The organism is Streptomyces sp. W16 (genome assembly GCF_033194735.1).
Taxonomy (GTDB): domain Bacteria; phylum Actinomycetota; class Actinomycetes; order Streptomycetales; family Streptomycetaceae; genus Streptomyces.
The window spans coordinates 1-15029 of sequence record NZ_JAWOAI010000235.1 but is presented as its reverse complement, the minus strand read 5'-3'; the positions used below and the strand labels follow the sequence as shown (position 1 = coordinate 15029).

13 protein-coding genes are annotated in these 15029 nt (G+C 68.6%); 9 read left to right on the top strand and 4 right to left on the bottom strand.

Translation table 11 applies throughout. The features are described 5' to 3' along the window. The 3 genes from R6V09_RS28140 to typA form a co-directional block, all read left to right on the top strand. The coding region (locus tag R6V09_RS28140) for an ABC transporter substrate-binding protein (protein WP_317884244.1) at positions 1 to 1300 on the top strand (1300 nt) is incomplete at its 5' end. A 141-nt stretch (positions 1301 to 1441) separates the two neighbouring features. Further along, the gene (locus R6V09_RS28135) at positions 1442 to 2083 is read left to right on the top strand and encodes a hypothetical protein (protein WP_317884243.1); all 642 of its coding nucleotides are present in this window, start codon (positions 1442 to 1444) and stop codon (positions 2081 to 2083) included. Between the two features lie 156 nt (positions 2084 to 2239). Further along, positions 2240 to 4147 (top strand): translational GTPase TypA, encoded by a 1908-nt coding sequence (gene typA, locus R6V09_RS28130; RefSeq protein WP_317884242.1) that lies wholly within the window; start codon positions 2240 to 2242, stop codon positions 4145 to 4147. Between the two features lie 55 nt (positions 4148 to 4202). Here the strand turns inward: typA and R6V09_RS28125 are convergent, their stop codons facing one another. Next, a complete protein-coding gene (locus R6V09_RS28125; protein WP_317884241.1) occupies positions 4203 to 4943 on the bottom strand; it encodes a class I SAM-dependent methyltransferase in 741 nt (246 codons plus the stop codon). Positions 4944 to 5031: 88 nt separating this feature from the next. Here R6V09_RS28125 and R6V09_RS28120 point away from each other — a divergent pair, with 88 nt between their 5' ends. The 6 genes from R6V09_RS28120 (at position 5032) to R6V09_RS28095 (ending at position 11771) form a co-directional block, all read left to right on the top strand. Then, on the top strand, positions 5032 to 5424 hold the full coding sequence (locus R6V09_RS28120; protein WP_317884245.1) for a VOC family protein: 393 nt from the start codon (positions 5032 to 5034) through the stop codon (positions 5422 to 5424). 507 nt (positions 5425 to 5931) lie between these two features. Continuing rightward, on the top strand, positions 5932 to 7554 hold the full coding sequence (locus tag R6V09_RS28115) for a peptide ABC transporter substrate-binding protein (RefSeq protein WP_317884240.1): 1623 nt from the start codon (positions 5932 to 5934) through the stop codon (positions 7552 to 7554). A 145-nt stretch (positions 7555 to 7699) separates the two neighbouring features. Further along, complete coding sequence (locus tag R6V09_RS28110) at positions 7700 to 8626, top strand: ABC transporter permease (protein ID WP_317884239.1); 927 nt, start codon at positions 7700 to 7702, stop codon at positions 8624 to 8626. Continuing rightward, positions 8619 to 9557 (top strand): ABC transporter permease, encoded by a 939-nt coding sequence (locus R6V09_RS28105; protein ID WP_317884238.1) that lies wholly within the window; start codon positions 8619 to 8621, stop codon positions 9555 to 9557. Before R6V09_RS28110 ends, R6V09_RS28105 begins: the two co-directional genes overlap by 8 nt. A gap of 11 nt (positions 9558 to 9568) precedes the next feature. Further along, positions 9569 to 10630, top strand: coding sequence for an ABC transporter ATP-binding protein (locus tag R6V09_RS28100; RefSeq protein ID WP_317884237.1), 1062 nt, complete (start codon positions 9569 to 9571; stop codon positions 10628 to 10630). Further along, positions 10623 to 11771, top strand: a complete 1149-nt coding sequence (locus R6V09_RS28095) for an ABC transporter ATP-binding protein (RefSeq protein WP_317884236.1) — start codon at positions 10623 to 10625, stop codon at positions 11769 to 11771. Before R6V09_RS28100 ends, R6V09_RS28095 begins: the two co-directional genes overlap by 8 nt. A 75-nt stretch (positions 11772 to 11846) precedes the next feature. Here R6V09_RS28095 and R6V09_RS28090 read toward each other — a convergent pair whose 3' ends face one another. The 3 genes from R6V09_RS28090 to R6V09_RS28080 form a co-directional block, all read right to left on the bottom strand. Further along, positions 11847 to 12845: an ABC transporter ATP-binding protein gene (locus R6V09_RS28090; RefSeq protein WP_317884235.1), complete on the bottom strand. Its 999-nt coding sequence runs from the start codon at positions 12843 to 12845 to the stop codon at positions 11847 to 11849. Continuing rightward, a complete protein-coding gene (locus tag R6V09_RS28085; protein WP_317884234.1) occupies positions 12842 to 14251 on the bottom strand; it encodes an ABC transporter ATP-binding protein in 1410 nt (469 codons plus the stop codon). Before R6V09_RS28085 ends, R6V09_RS28090 begins: the two co-directional genes overlap by 4 nt. Further along, positions 14248 to 15029, bottom strand: a 782-nt coding sequence (locus tag R6V09_RS28080; RefSeq protein ID WP_317884233.1) for an ABC transporter permease, incomplete at its 5' end; no start/stop codon positions are given. The genes R6V09_RS28085 and R6V09_RS28080, both read right to left, overlap by 4 nt.

Here is a 15029-nt window from a genome sequence, read left to right as displayed (position 1 = left end):
GGGCACCGGCACCCCGCTCCAGGGCGCGAGCGCGAGCGCCACGGGCGACACCGAGAGCAAGGACGAGAACAAGGGCGAGAGCCCCAAGGAGAAGAAGCAGCTCAGCAAGAAGGAGCGCAAGGCGCTCGCCAAGTACCTGCGCCAGCAGGATGAGTTGCGTGCCTTCACCGTCCGCCGCTCCTTCGAGCCCGCCTACACGCAGCTCGCCCTCAACGGCTCCGAAGGCCCCCTCGCCGACGAGCGCGTCCGGCGTGCAGTGGCCCGCGCGCTCGACCGGGAGGCGCTCGCCAAGGTCGTCCTCACCCCGCTGGGCCTGCCCGCCGTACCGGTCGGCAGCCACCTCGCGCTCGCCGGGCAGACCGCGTACGCCGACAACAGCGGCGCGCTCGGCGACCACGACACCTCGGAGGCACAGGCGCTGCTCGCCGACGCCGGCTGGGTGCCCGGCGGACCGGTCAAGGACAAGGGCGAGAAGGCGGCCGGCGCCGAGGGCAAGAAGGGCAAGAAGACCGACGACGAGTCCGAAGGCGGCTCCGACGGGCAGTACATCGTCGGCGAGGACAACAAGGACCCGCAGGACCACACCAAGAAGCACGGGCACGGCGACGAGGGCTCCAAGCACCTCGCCGACGGCAAGCAGTACGACGGCCGGAAGGTGAAGCAGGGCGGTGCGCCCGGCGCGTACGCCCCGAAGGGCACGGCCGCCCCCGCCGGCGCGAAGACCGGCACGCTCGCCAAGGACGGCAAGCCGCTGACCCTGCGCTTCGTGCTCCCCTCCGGTACCGGCTCGGAGTCGCTGAGCGCGGTCGCCGACAGCATCTCCCGGATGCTGGAGAAGGTCGGCATCCGCACCGAGATCACCAAGGTCTCCGACGACAGCTACTTCAAGGACCACATCGCGTCCGGCCAGTACGACCTCGCCCTCTACTCCTGGCCCGCGTCCGCGTTCCCCGCCACCGACGCCCGCCCGATCTTCGCCAAGCCGGTCCCCGCCGCCGACGGCTCCCTGAACGTCGAGCAGAACTACACCCGCGTCGGCACCGACCAGGTCGACCAGCTCTTCGACCAGGCCGCTTCCACCCTCGACGAGGACGAGTCCGCCGCCCTGGTCCGCAAGGCCGACGCCCGCATCTGGGCGGCGGCCGGTTCCATCCCCCTCTACCAGCGCCCCCAGCTCACCGCCGCCCGCAGGACCATCGTCAACGCGGGCTCCTTCGGCTTCCAGACCCCGGTCTACGAGGACATGGGCTTCCTGAAGAAGGGGGCGAAGATGTCGCCGAGCCCGTCGTCCGGGAGCTGATCCGGCCGGAAGCCTCAGAACTGCCTCAACTCGCTTGCCCCGCCCGCTGTGCTCAGTCAGGGTGACACCTGCCTGATCACAGCGGGTTTTCACGAGGACAACGGGGTGGCCATGTACGGGGGAACACGAAGGATGTCGGCCGTGGGTCTCGCACTCGCGGCGCTGCTCGCCGGGGCCGTGGGGTGTTCGAGCGGGTCCGGTGACGCGGGGAAGACGAGCGACAGCGCGACGGCCGGCACCAAGGGGGCGCAGCCCGCGGTCGCCGACAAGGCGTGCGCGAACGGCACCTACACCTGGATCAACATCGAGAAGCCGACGCGGCTGCTCGGCGTCTCGGACGTGGAGACACTCGGCAAGGGCGGCGGCACGCTGAAGCACAAGGTGCGGCGACTGGCCACGGTCCGGATCGCGGTGCAGGCCGGGAGCGGTGCCCCGGCGGCGAAGGAGATCCTCACCTCCCTGGGCGAGAAGACCGGCGTGATCGACTCCGACAGCGATGTGGCGTCGTTCACGAAGGTCGGCGGCACGGGACCGGAACTGAACGACGGCAGCATGGCGCCGGAAGGGTCCGGGCGGTTCGTGCAGTACGCCGCCGTGCGGGTCGTGGAGGCGGACTTCCGTTACACCTGCCCCGGAGGCAAGGCCACCATCGGGCACGCGGAGAGCTGGACGATCCCGATCGACGGCGTCCTCGAATGCGCCGGCAGGACCGGCAACGCCACAGCTCGTGAGGCCGCCCGCCTCTCCTGCGGCCCGGACTCGGTCGCCGCGAAGGCCGCCTGAACCCACCGCTCCGCAGGGTCCGCCGGGCCCTGCGGAGGCCCCGTCCCCGTACGCCACGTACGATGGGGTAAGGCCGTGGCGTGTCCAGCCCGGCAGGGTCCGCGTAACACAGACGTACGCGCAGGCCTTCCTCACTCTCCGGGAGTACGCCGCAATATGGCCACGCGCCACGACATCCGCAACGTCGCAATCGTCGCCCACGTCGACCACGGGAAGACGACCCTCGTCGACGCCATGCTGAAGCAGGCCGGTGCCTTCGCCGCGCACGCCGCCGAGTCGCTCGACGACCGAATGATGGACTCGAACGATCTGGAGCGTGAGAAGGGCATCACGATCCTGGCCAAGAACACGGCCGTCAAGTACCACCCGAAGGATGGCAGCGATGTCATCACCATCAACATCATCGACACCCCGGGCCACGCCGACTTCGGTGGCGAGGTGGAGCGCGGTCTGTCGATGGTGGACGCGGTGGTGCTGCTCGTCGACGCCTCCGAGGGCCCGCTGCCCCAGACCCGCTTCGTGCTCCGCAAGGCGCTCCAGCAGCGCCTGCCCGTCATCCTCTGCATCAACAAGACGGACCGCCCGGACTCCCGGATCGACGAGGTCGTCAACGAGACCTACGACCTCTTCCTGGACCTGGACGCGGACGAGGAGCAGATCGAGTTCCCCATCGTCTACGCGTGTGCGCGTGACGGCGTGGCCTCGCTGACCAAGCCCGAGAACGGCACGGTCCCGCAGGACAGCGACAGCCTGGAGCCGTTCTTCACCACGATCCTGTCGCACGTCCCGGCCCCGCAGTTCGACGAGGAGGCCCCGCTCCAGGCGCACGTCACCAACCTGGACGCGGACAACTTCCTCGGCCGTATCGCGCTGCTCCGCGTCGAGCAGGGCGAGCTGCGCAAGGGCCAGACCGTCACGTGGATCAAGCGCGACGGCACCATGTCCAACGTGCGCATCACCGAGCTGCTGATGACCGAGGCGCTCACCCGCAAGCCGGCCGAGATGGCGGGCCCCGGTGACATCTGCGCCGTGGCCGGCATCCCGGACATCATGATCGGCGAGACCCTCGCCGACCCCGAGAACCCGATCGCGCTGCCGCTGATCACGGTCGACGAGCCGGCGATCTCCATGACCATCGGTACGAACACCTCGCCGCTCGTCGGCCGCGGCGGCACCGGCAAGGGCGCCTCCGCGAAGGCGGCCGTCAAGGACCGCAAGGTGACGGCCCGTCAGGTCAAGGACCGCCTGGACCGCGAGCTGATCGGTAACGTCTCGCTGCGCGTCCTCGACACCGAGCGTCCCGACGCCTGGGAGGTGCAGGGCCGCGGTGAGCTGGCGCTGGCCATCCTGGTCGAGCAGATGCGCCGCGAGGGCTTCGAGCTGACCATCGGCAAGCCGCAGGTCGTCACGCAGATCATCGACGGCAAGGTGCACGAGCCGGTCGAGCGCATGACGATCGACGTGCCCGAGGAGCACATGGGCGCGGTCACGCAGCTCATGGGTGTCCGCAAGGGCCGGATGGACAACATGTCCAACCACGGCTCGGGCTGGGTCCGCCTGGAGTTCGTCGTCCCGTCCCGCGGTCTCATCGGCTTCCGTACCGAGTTCCTGACCGGGACGCGCGGCACGGGCATCGCCCACTCCATCCACGAGGGCCACGAGCCGTGGTTCGGTGTGCTGACGACCCGTAACAACGGTTCGCTGGTCGCCGACCGCGCCGGCGCCGTCACCGCGTTCGCGATGACGAACCTCCAGGAGCGCGGTGTGCTGTTCACCGACCCCGGCACCGAGGTGTACGAGGGCATGATCGTCGGCGAGAACTCGCGCGCCGACGACATGGACGTGAACATCACCAAGGAGAAGAAGCTCACCAACATGCGCTCGGCCGCCGCCGACTCCTTCGAGGCGATCGTGCCGCCGCGCAAGCTCTCCTTGGAGCAGTCCCTGGAGTTCTGCCGCGACGACGAGTGCGTCGAGGTGACCCCGGAGTCCGTCCGTATCCGCAAGGTCGTCCTCGACCAGAAGGAGCGCGGTCGCTCCGCGAGCCGCGCCAAGCACGCCTGATACACCGGTACAGCTCAACTGAGCCCGGGCGCCCCCGACTTGGGGGTGTCCGGGCTCAGTGCGTGGGCCGGGCCACGGTGATGATCTCGGGGCTCGCGGGGGCGAGCGGGCTCCGCTCCCAGTCGCCGTACTGCTCGGCGACCGTCAGCCCGGCCTCGGCGAGGAGCCCCGACAGGGCGGCACAATCCAGGAACCGCAGGGTGGTCCGGCTGGTCAGTGGCCGCGGCCAGGGTCCGCCCTCGAAGGTCTCGGTGAACGTCACCCGGTCCCCGACCGGCGCGGGCTCGGCCTCCTGCCACACCCGTACGACACCGCCGTCCGGGCCGGTCAGCCGGCGCGCCCGGTCGGGTGTCCAGGTCTCCCAGGCGCGGGCCGCCGGGTTCCGGGTCTCGAACACGAACCGCCCGTCGGGTGCGAGCGCGTCCCGGACGGCGCGCAGTGCCACGCGCAACTCCTCGTCGTGGACGAGGACTTGGAACGCGTGCCCGGTCATCACGACGAGATCGAACTCGCCGTGCCAGGTCGTGGTCCGCAGCTCTCCGAGCACCCACTCGACACCGGGTTCCCGCCGGCGGGCCTGGACGAGCATGGCGGCGGCGGGATCGAGCCCCGTCAACCGCCCGTCATGTCCCTCGCGACGGGCCCGGTGCAGCAACTTCCCGGTACCGCAGCCGACATCGAGCACGGCCCGGGCGGACATCACCAGGTCCAGACAGAAGTCGTCCCCCGCGCCCCACGGATTCAGGCCGTCGTACAACTCGGCGAGCGACATGTCCGCGAATGACCGATCCACCACTGAGGCAGCCTGCCACACCCGCCGCACCGGGGTGGCGGGACCTCCCGCATTCTTGACGGGTTCTCAACTGCTCAGGAGGTGGCGGGTGTTGTTGCATCACGTCGAGTTGTGGGTCGCGGACCTGGGGCGGGCGGCACCGCAGTGGGAGTGGCTCCTGGAGCGCCTCGGCTGCGAGCCGTACCAGAACTGGCCGGCGGGGCGGAGCTGGCGCATGGGGGAGACGTACGTCGTGATCGAGCAGTCACCGGCGCTGCGCCCGGCCACCGCCCACGACCGGATGCGACCGGGACTGAACCACCTGGCCTTCCATGTCCGCGGTGGCCGCGCCGAACTGGACGCTCTGGTAGAGGAGGGCCCCCGGCATGGCTGGACTTCGATGTTCCCGGACCGGTATCCGCATGCGGGTGGTCCGGATCACTGTGCCGCCTATCTGGAGAACGCGGACGGTTTCGAGGTCGAGTTGGTGGTGGGCGGAATGTGAAGCGCAGGGTTTGGCCGAACACAGGGTTATCCCTTGTCCTGGTCAGGAATCCGCACAGGCCGACCGATTCCCACTACTCTGCCGTTGGCGTGATCCTGTCCATGCCCTGTCGGGTGCCGTTGCAGGCCTCCGGCGTGCGGGTGTGTTGATTGCACAGCGGTCGCTGAACCGCAACTGGATTTTCACGCGCCCCGCGTTCGGCATGCGGACATTCAAGCCCGATAGGTGTGTAACAAGTCCGTTTCGCAGGGATCTTTCACCAAACCCTTTGTCCGGATTTTGGAAGATGTACGCGTCAGGTGTGATCGAACCGAGACCTTGTGAATATGGTTCGGTCCCGCCTCATGGCAGATAGTTAGGCGCGTAGAGCTCGGATCACGGGTCACTCGCTGTAGGCGGCGACTCATCGAGCGCGGGGAGCACTTGACCATTTCAGGCACCGGTGACGGTGATGTGTCATGCGCTCTCCCAGGTGATGAACCATTGGACTCATGAGGAGGAGCCCCCATGCGTGGTGCCAAGAGCGCCAAGTGGGTTGCGATAGCCGCAGTTGTGGCGCTGGGCGCAACGGCCTGTGGCGGCGGCGGTGACGACAACAGTTCCGGCGGCAGCAAGGGCAACGGCGTCGTCTCGGTGGAGATCGGCGAACCGCAGAACAGCCTGGTTCCCACCAACACGTACGAGACCGAGGGCGGCCAGGTCATCAACGCCCTCTTCACGGGGCTGACCAAGCTTGACGCCGACAACAAGGTCGTCAACGCCATGGCGGACTCGATCGAGTCCAAGGACAACAAGGTCTGGACGATCAAGCTGAAGTCTGGCTACACCTTCCACAACGGGGAGAAGGTGACCGCCCAGTCCTTCGCCGACGCGTGGAACTACGGCGCGAACCAGACCAACGCCCAGCAGACCAACCCGCTGTTCAGCCACATCGCGGGCTACGCGGACCTCAACCCGGGCGAGGGCAAGAAGCCCACGACCGACAAGCTGTCCGGTCTGAAGGTCGTCGACGACAGCACGCTGCAGGTCACCCTGAGCGGCGCGTTCTCGGCGTTCCCGTCGCAGCTCTCCTTCACCGCCTTCGTGCCGCTGCCCAAGGCGTTCTTCAAGGACCCGAAGGCCTTCGGCGAGGCCCCGATCGGCAACGGCCCGTTCAAGATGAGCGGTACGTTCAAGCACAACCAGGAAATTGACACCGTCAAGTACGACAAGTACCCGGACGCCTCGAAGATCGAGGTCAAGGGTGTCAATTTCAAGATCTACTCGAACCAGGACACGGCCTACAAGGACCTCGTCGCCGGCAACCTCGACAGCCTGCTGACGATCCCGACCTCGGGTCTGCCGACGTACCACAAGGACCTGGACGGCCGTTACATCGACGAGGCCGACTCGGCCGTCGGTTACATCGGCTTCCCGATCAAGTACAACAAGGCCTTCCAGAACGCGGACCTCCGCAAGGCCATCTCGATGTCGATCGACCGCGCGACGATCTCGTCGAAGATCTTCCTCGGCGCCCGTACGCCCGCGGACGACTACATCAGCCCGATCATCGACGGCTACCGCAAGGGCGCCTGTGGTGAGGCCTGCACGTACAACCCGACCAAGGCCAAGGAGCTCTACAAGAAGAGCGGCGGCCTGCCGGGCAACACGCTGGAGATCGGCTACAACGCGGACGGCGGCCACAAGGAGTGGGTCGAGGCCGCGTCGAACGAGATCCAGCAGGCTCTCGGCATCAAGGTGACGGCCAAGCCGTTCGAGCAGTTCCAGACCATCCTGAACGACCTGGACGCCAAGAAGTACCAGGGCGCGTTCCGTATGGCGTGGAGCATGGACTACCCGGACATGGAGGACTACCTCCGTCCGATCTTCTCGAAGGACGCCATCACCACCGGCTCCAACTACTCCGGCTACACGAACGACGCGTTCGAGAAGCTCCTCGTCGAGGGCGACCAGGCCCCGACGCACGAGGACGCCATCAAGAAGTACCAGGCGGCGGACGACATCCTGCTCAAGGACCTGCCGTACATCCCGGTGTACTTCTACACGATGAACGCCGGCTTCAGCGACAAGATCAAGTCGATGAAGGTCGCCGGTCACCAGATCCTGTGGGACACGGTCAAGCTCAGCTGACCTGGTTCGAGCAGTTCTGACACAGCAGTACGGGGTGAGCAGGGGGAGGAATAGCCTTCCCCTGCTCACTCTTGCTGCCGTCTCCCGTCCGACCGTGCCCTCCCCCCGGCCGCGGTCGGGTCGAGCACCCCCCTCTGGAGCACCCATGGGCCGATACGTCGCGCGCCGTCTCCTACAGGTGATCCCTGTGGTGATAGGCGTCACGTTCATCATTTTCTGCCTGGTCTTCGCTCTGCCCGGCGATCCGATCCAGGCACTGGCCGGCGACAAGCGCGCCGACCCCAACATCGCGGCGATCCTCCGCGCGCACTACCACCTCAACGAGCCGCTGTACCAGCAGTACTGGCACTACATCAGCGGTGTCGTCACCGGTGACCTCGGTGAGACGTACAACGGGCGGGCCATCTCCGACATCGTCTCCGAGCGGTTCCCCGTCACGGTGAAGCTGGGCCTGACGTCCTTCGCGCTCGAAGCCGTGATCGGCATCGTCGCCGGTATCTTCTCCGCCCTGAAAAAGGGCAAGTTCATCGACAACGTCGTGCTGATCTCGACGCTGGTCCTGATCTCGATCCCGGTCTTCGTGCTCGGCTCCGTGCTGCAGCTGGAGTTCGGTGTGAACCTCAAGATCACACCGGTCGCCGGCATCGAACACGGCTGGCCGCAGAGCTACATCCTTCCGTCCGTCGTACTCGCCTCGACGTCGATGGCGTACATCGCCCGACTCGTCCGGACGAGCATGATGGAGTCGGTCCGTGCCGACTACGTCCGTACGGCGATCGCCAAGGGCCTTCCGACGCGGCGGGTCATCGGCGTGCACGCGATGCGCAACTCCCTGATCCCGGTCGTCACCTTCCTGGGCTTCGACCTGGGCGCGCTCATGGGCGGCGCCATCATCACCGAGCGCGTGTTCAACATGCCCGGCATCGGCGGTCAGTTGGCCCAGTCCGTCTATCTGCGTGAGCGGCCCGTCGTGGTCGGTCTGGTGACCCTCCTGGTACTGATCTACCTGGTCGCCAACCTCCTCGTAGACCTGCTGTATGCCGTGCTCGACCCGAGGATCCGTTATGAGTGAGAAGACGATAGAAAGGCCCACCACCGACGAGGCCGCCATCGCCAAGGAGATCGAGGCGGAGGAGAAGGCGGCGGCCCGGCAGGCGAGCCTGCTGCGGGACGGCTGGGCGGACCTGCGCAAGCGGCCCATGTTCATCGTGACCTCGTTGATCATCCTGATCCTGCTCGCGCTGGCGATCGCACCCAGTTTGTTCACGGCACGCTCCCCGTTCTCCGACGGCTTCTGCCAGCTGCAGAACTCGATGACCGGGCCCTCGTCCGGGCACCTTTTCGGCTACGACGTGCAGGGCTGCGACATCTACACGCGGACCGTCTACGGCACCCGCAACTCGGTCGTCGTCGGTGTCGTGACCACCACCGCCACCACGCTCATCGGCGGCCTGGTGGGCATGCTCGCCGGTCTCATCGGCGGCTGGGCCGACGCGCTGCTGTCCCGCATCACCGAGGTGTTCGCGGGTCTGCCGCTGATCATCGGCGGTCTGCTGATCATGTCCATCTGGGGCGGCGGCGACGTCTGGTCGGTGTCGTTCATCATGGCGATCCTCGGCTGGCCGCAGGTCTACCGGATCATGCGCGGCGAGGTCATCGCCAACAAGTACAACGACTACGTGACGGCCGCCCGGGCCCTGGGCGCGGGCTCCTGGCGAATAGCGTTCCGGCACATCCTGCCCAACACGCTCGCCCCCGTCATCGTCATCACCACCATGAACCTCGGTGTGTACATCAGCGCCGAGGCCGCCCTGTCCTACCTGGGCATCGGCATCCAGTACCCGAACATCTCCTGGGGCGTGATGATCAGTGACGCCCAGGACCGCTTCCTGACCTCGCCGCACGCGCTGATGTTCCCGGCCGGTGCCCTGAGCATCACGGTCCTGGCCTTCATCATGCTGGGCGACGTGGTTCGCGACGCCTTCGATCCCAAGATGCGCTGAGGGAGGCGTACGTGACCATCATCGACCCGACGGACGCCGTTCCGGCCCAGCGCCCCGGCGACCACGAGAACACCGGCCCACTGCTCGAAGTGCGCGATCTGCACGTCGAGTTCCAGACCCGCGAGGGTGTGGTCAAGGCCGTCAACGGCGTCAACTACACCGTGAACTCCGGAGAGACGCTCGCCGTGCTCGGCGAGTCCGGCTCCGGCAAGTCCGTGACCGCGCAGGCGATCATGGGCATCCTGGACATGCCGCCCGCCCGTATCCCGCAGGGCGAGATCCGTTTCTACGGCCAGGACATGCTGACCATGGGCGCCGAGGAGCGGCGCAAGCTGCGCGGCGCCCGGATCGCGATGATCTTCCAGGACGCGCTCTCCTCGCTCAACCCCGTGCTCAGCGTGGGGTTCCAGCTCGGCGAGATGTTCCGGGTGCACCAGGGCATGTCCCGCAAGGAGGCCAAGGCCAAGTCCATCGAGCTGATGGACCGGGTGAAGATCCCGGCCGCCGCGGCGCGGGTGAACGACTACCCGCACCAGTTCTCCGGCGGTATGCGCCAGCGCATCATGATCGCCATGGCGCTCTCCCTTGAGCCGGACCTGATCATCGCCGACGAGCCGACCACGGCTCTCGACGTGACGGTGCAGGCCCAGGTCATGGACCTGCTCGCGGAGTTGCAGCGCGAGTTCCGGATGGGGCTCATCCTCATCACCCACGACCTCGGTGTGGTCGCGGACGTCGCCGACAAGATCGCGGTGATGTACGCGGGCCGCATCGTGGAGACGGCACCGGTGCACGAGCTGTACAAGCGCCCGGCGCACCCCTACACCCGGGGTCTGCTGGACTCCATCCCGCGCTTGGACCAGAAGGGCCAGGAGCTCTACGCGATCCAGGGCCTGCCGCCCAACCTGCTGAAGGTACCGGCCGGTTGTGCCTTCAACCCGCGCTGCGACAGGGCGCAGGACATCTGCCGTACGGAGTTCCCGCCGCTGGTCCCGGTGACCGAGGCGGACGGCACGGAACTGCCCGGCCGCGCCAGCGCGTGCCACTTCTGGAAGGAGACGATCCATGGCTGACCCGACCAAGGCCGACGAGCCCCAGGACGCGATGCCCAATGTCTCCGAGGTCGAGGTGGCCGAGGTGCACTCGGAGGAGGAGGCGGTCGCCGCCCTCGACGCGAACGTCGAGCGGGGCGAGCCGATCCTCCAGGTGCGCAACCTCGTCAAACACTTCCCGCTGACCCAGGGGATCGTGATCAAACGCCAGATCGGCGCGGTGAAAGCCGTCGACGGCATCTCCTTCGACCTGCACCAGGGCGAGACCCTGGGCATCGTGGGCGAGTCCGGCTGCGGCAAGTCGACGGTCGCCAAGCTCCTCATGAGCCTGGAGACGGCGACGGCCGGCGAGGTCTTCTACAAGGGCCAGGACATCACCCGGCTGTCCGGCAGGGCTCTCAAGGCCGTCCGCCGGAACATCCAGATGATCTTCCAGGACCCGTACACCTCGCTCAACCCCCGTATGACGGTGGGCGACATCATCGGTGAGCCCTTCGACATCCACCCCGAGGTGGCACCGAAAGGAGACCGTCGCCGCAAGGTGAAGGACCTCCTGGACGTCGTGGGACTCAACCCGGAGTACATCAACCGCTACCCGCACCAGTTCTCGGGCGGTCAGCGCCAGCGCATCGGCATCGCCCGCGGCCTCGCGCTCAACCCCGAGATCATCATCTGCGACGAGCCGGTCTCCGCGCTCGACGTGTCGGTGCAGGCACAGGTCATCAACCTGATGGCGCGACTGCAGGACGAGTTCAACCTGTCCTACATCTTCATCGCGCACGACCTGTCCATCGTCCGGCACATCTCGGACCGCGTGGGCGTGATGTACCTCGGCAAGATGGCCGAGGTCGGCACCGACGAGCAGATCTACGAGTTCCCGACGCACCCCTACACCCAGGCGCTGCTGTCGGCGGTCCCCGTGCCGGACCCGGAGGCCCGCGAGCACCGTGACCGGATCATCCTCACCGGTGACGTGCCCTCCCCGGCCAACCCGCCGTCCGGCTGCCGCTTCCGCACCCGCTGCTGGAAGGCTCAGGACAAGTGCGCCCAGGAGGAGCCGCTGCTGGCGATCCCGGAGCGCTTCAAGGACTCGGACACTCCGGCGGCCCACGAGTCGGCGTGCCACTTCGCCGAGGTCAAGGACGTGGTCCACGCGGCCTGATCCGTATGGCAGTCACTGGTTCCCGGCACCGCACGACGGTGCCGGGAACCGGCCTTTTCATACGGCTCATACGGCTCATACGGCGGGGTCCGGCACCCGCGCCCAGTGACAGGCCACCTGCGCGTCCCCGCCGCCGCCCAGCACCTCCAGGTCCTCGGTCCGGCACCGGTGAGCGACGCCCGCCCGCTCCGCCTCCCCGCTCGCCAGGACCTGACAGCGCACCCGGAACCGGCAGCCGCTCGGGATACGGGACGGGTTCGGGGGCTCGCCGGACAGCACCACGGGATCGCCCGGCGCCTCGGGCAGCACGGACAACAACGCCTGGGTGTACGGGTGCTGAGGAGCCGTCAGCACCTTCTCGGCGTCTCCCGTCTCCACGATCCGGCCCAGGTACATCACCGCGACCCGGTCGGCGATGTTCCACGCCAGCCCCAGGTCATGGGTCACCACCAGGGCGGCCAGGCCGAGTTCGGTGCGCAGCCGCAGTAGCAGGGCCAGGATCTCACCGCGCACGGAGGCGTCAAGCGAGGCCACCGGCTCGTCGGCGACGAGGAGTTCGGGTTCCAGGACGAGCGCACCGGCGATCACCACGCGTTGCCGCTGCCCGCCGGACAGTTCGTGCGGATAACGCAGGAAGAACCGCTCGGGCGGCCGTAGTCCGGCCCGGGACAGGGCCTGAGCGACCGTCGCCCGTTCGTCGCCGCCGCTGCCATGGATCCGAAGCCCCTCGGCCACCGCGTCGTACACCGTGTGCCGTGGATTGAGCGACCCGCTCGGATCCTGGAGGACGAGCTGCACCCGGCGGCGATAGGCCTTGAGGGCCCGTGAGGAGTACTGGAGGGGCTCTCCGTCGAAGGTGACCCGCCCTCCGGTCGGCGGCACCAGGCCGAGCAGCGAGCGGGCCAGCGTCGTCTTCCCGCACCCGGACTCACCGACGAGGGCGACGACTTCGCCCGGCCGGATGTCGAGGTCGACCCCGTCCACGGCCCGGGCGGGCGCGCCGCCACGCCGCCCGGGAAAGGCCACGCGCAGTCCCTGCGCGCTGAGCAGGGGCGCCGGTGTCGTCATCGTCATGGCGCACTCCTCGTGTCGCCGGCCGGGGTGGCTGGACCCCGGGTGTTGTCGGTGGTGGGGCTGGGGCCGGTGGGTTCGGCTCGGTCCACGGCCGGACCGGAGCTGGTTTCGGTTCGGTGGGTGGTCGGCTCGGGTTCGGTGGTCCCGGTCAGGTCCACGGCCGGACCGGAGCCGGATCTCTCCGCGTCTTCCGCCCGCCCCGCGGCCCGACCGGGCAGTGCGCCCCCGGCCGGCTCGGTGGACTCGCCCGGCCCGGCTGCTGTCCCGGAGCCGGCGCCTCTCTCCGGCAGACCAGCAGTCGGCACCGGCCTGGTGGGCTCGGCCGACTCAGCCGACTCGGCCGCTGTTCCGGTACTGACGGTCCTCTCCGGCGCACCAGCAGTCGGCACCGGCCCGGTTGCTGTCCCGGTGCCCCTCTCCGGCACGCCAACAGTCGGCTCCGGAACTGCGACAGCCCCCACCGGCACATGAACGCAGGCCGCCCGCCGCCCCCGACCGGCCTCCCGCAGGAACTGGTCCTCGGTCGTGCAAGCCTCCAACGCCTCCGCGCAGCGCGGATGGAACGCGCAGCCGGACGGCAGGTCCGCGGGGTCGGGAGGGTCGCCGGGCAGGCCGCGTGGGGCGAAGCGGGAGGCCGGGTCGCCGATGTGCGGGAAGGATGCCGACAGGGCCTTGCCGTAGGGGTGGAGGGCGTTCTCGTAGACCTGTCGGGCGGGGCCCTCCTCGATCACGCGGCCCGCGTACATCACGACGAGGCGGTCGCAGCTGTCGGCGAGGACCGCGAGGTCGTGGCTGATCATGATCAGGCCCACGTCCTGGTCGGTGACGAGGCGTTGGATCAGGCCGAGGATCTGGGCCTGGATCATCACGTCGAGTGCCGTGGTCGGCTCGTCGGCGATGATCAGCTGCGGGTCGCAGGCGAGCGCCATGGCGATCATGACGCGTTGCCGCTGGCCGCCGGAGAGCTCGTGCGGGTACGCGGTCGCGCGGGCCGCCGGCAGTCCGGCCTGTTCCAGCAGTTCCCCGGCACGGCGCTTGGCCTGCGCCACGGTCGCCCCCTGGTGCAACAGCACCGGTTCCGCGATCTGGTCGCCGATGCGGTGCACGGGGTTGAGGGAGTGCATGGCGCCCTGGAAGACGATCGAGGCACCGGCCCAGCGGACCGCCCGCACCCGCCCCCACCGCATCGTCAGCACGTCCTCGCCGTTCAGCAGGATCTCCCCGGAGACTCGCGTCCCCGGCGGCAGCAGCCGTAGCAGCGCCAGCGCCAGGGTGGACTTGCCGGAGCCCGACTCGCCTGCCACGCCCACTTTCTGACCCGCCGTCAGGGACAGGTCGACGCCCCGCACCGCGGCGACACCGCCCGGGTACGTCACTTCGAGGTTCCGGACCTCCAGGAGGGTCAACCCGCCACCCCCAGCCGGGGGTTGAGGACGGACTCCACCGCGCGCCCGCACAGCGTGAACGCCAGCGCGACCACGGCGATCGCGATGCCCGGCGGCACCAGATACCACCAGTCGCCGGCACTGACCGCGCCCGCCTCCCGGGCGTCCTGGAGCAGTCCGCCCCACGACACCACCGTCGGATCCCCGAGCCCCAGGAAGGCGAGGGTCGCCTCGGTGAGGATGGCGGTCGAGACCATCAGGGTCGTCTGGGCCAGGATCAGAGGCATCACGTTGGGCAGGACGTGCCGGGACATCACGTGCCAGTGGCCGCCGCCGAGCGCCCGAGCCCGTTCGATGTACGGCCGTGACTCCACCGCCAGCGTCTGCGCCCGCACCAGCCGGGCCGTGGTCGGCCAGGTCGTCACGCCGATCGCCAGGATCACCGTCCCGAGAGAGCGGGACATGACGGTGGCCAGCGCGATGGCGAGCACTAGTGTCGGCATGACCAGGAACCAGTCGGTGATCCGCATCAGCACCGTCCCGTACGCCCCGCGGAAGTGCCCGGCCGCGATCCCGACCACCGCGCCGATCGCCACGGACAGCACCGCCGCGAGCAGCCCGACGAGCAGCGAGACCCGCGCGCCCCAGACGACGAGCCCCAGCAGGTTCCGGCCGAACTGGTCGGTGCCCAGCGGGAATTGGGTGCTCGGGCTCTCCAGCGGGCCGCCCGGAGCGTCGGTCACGCTCGACACGTCGGAGCCGACCGTCAGCGGCGCGGTGAGCGCGACCAGTGCGAACA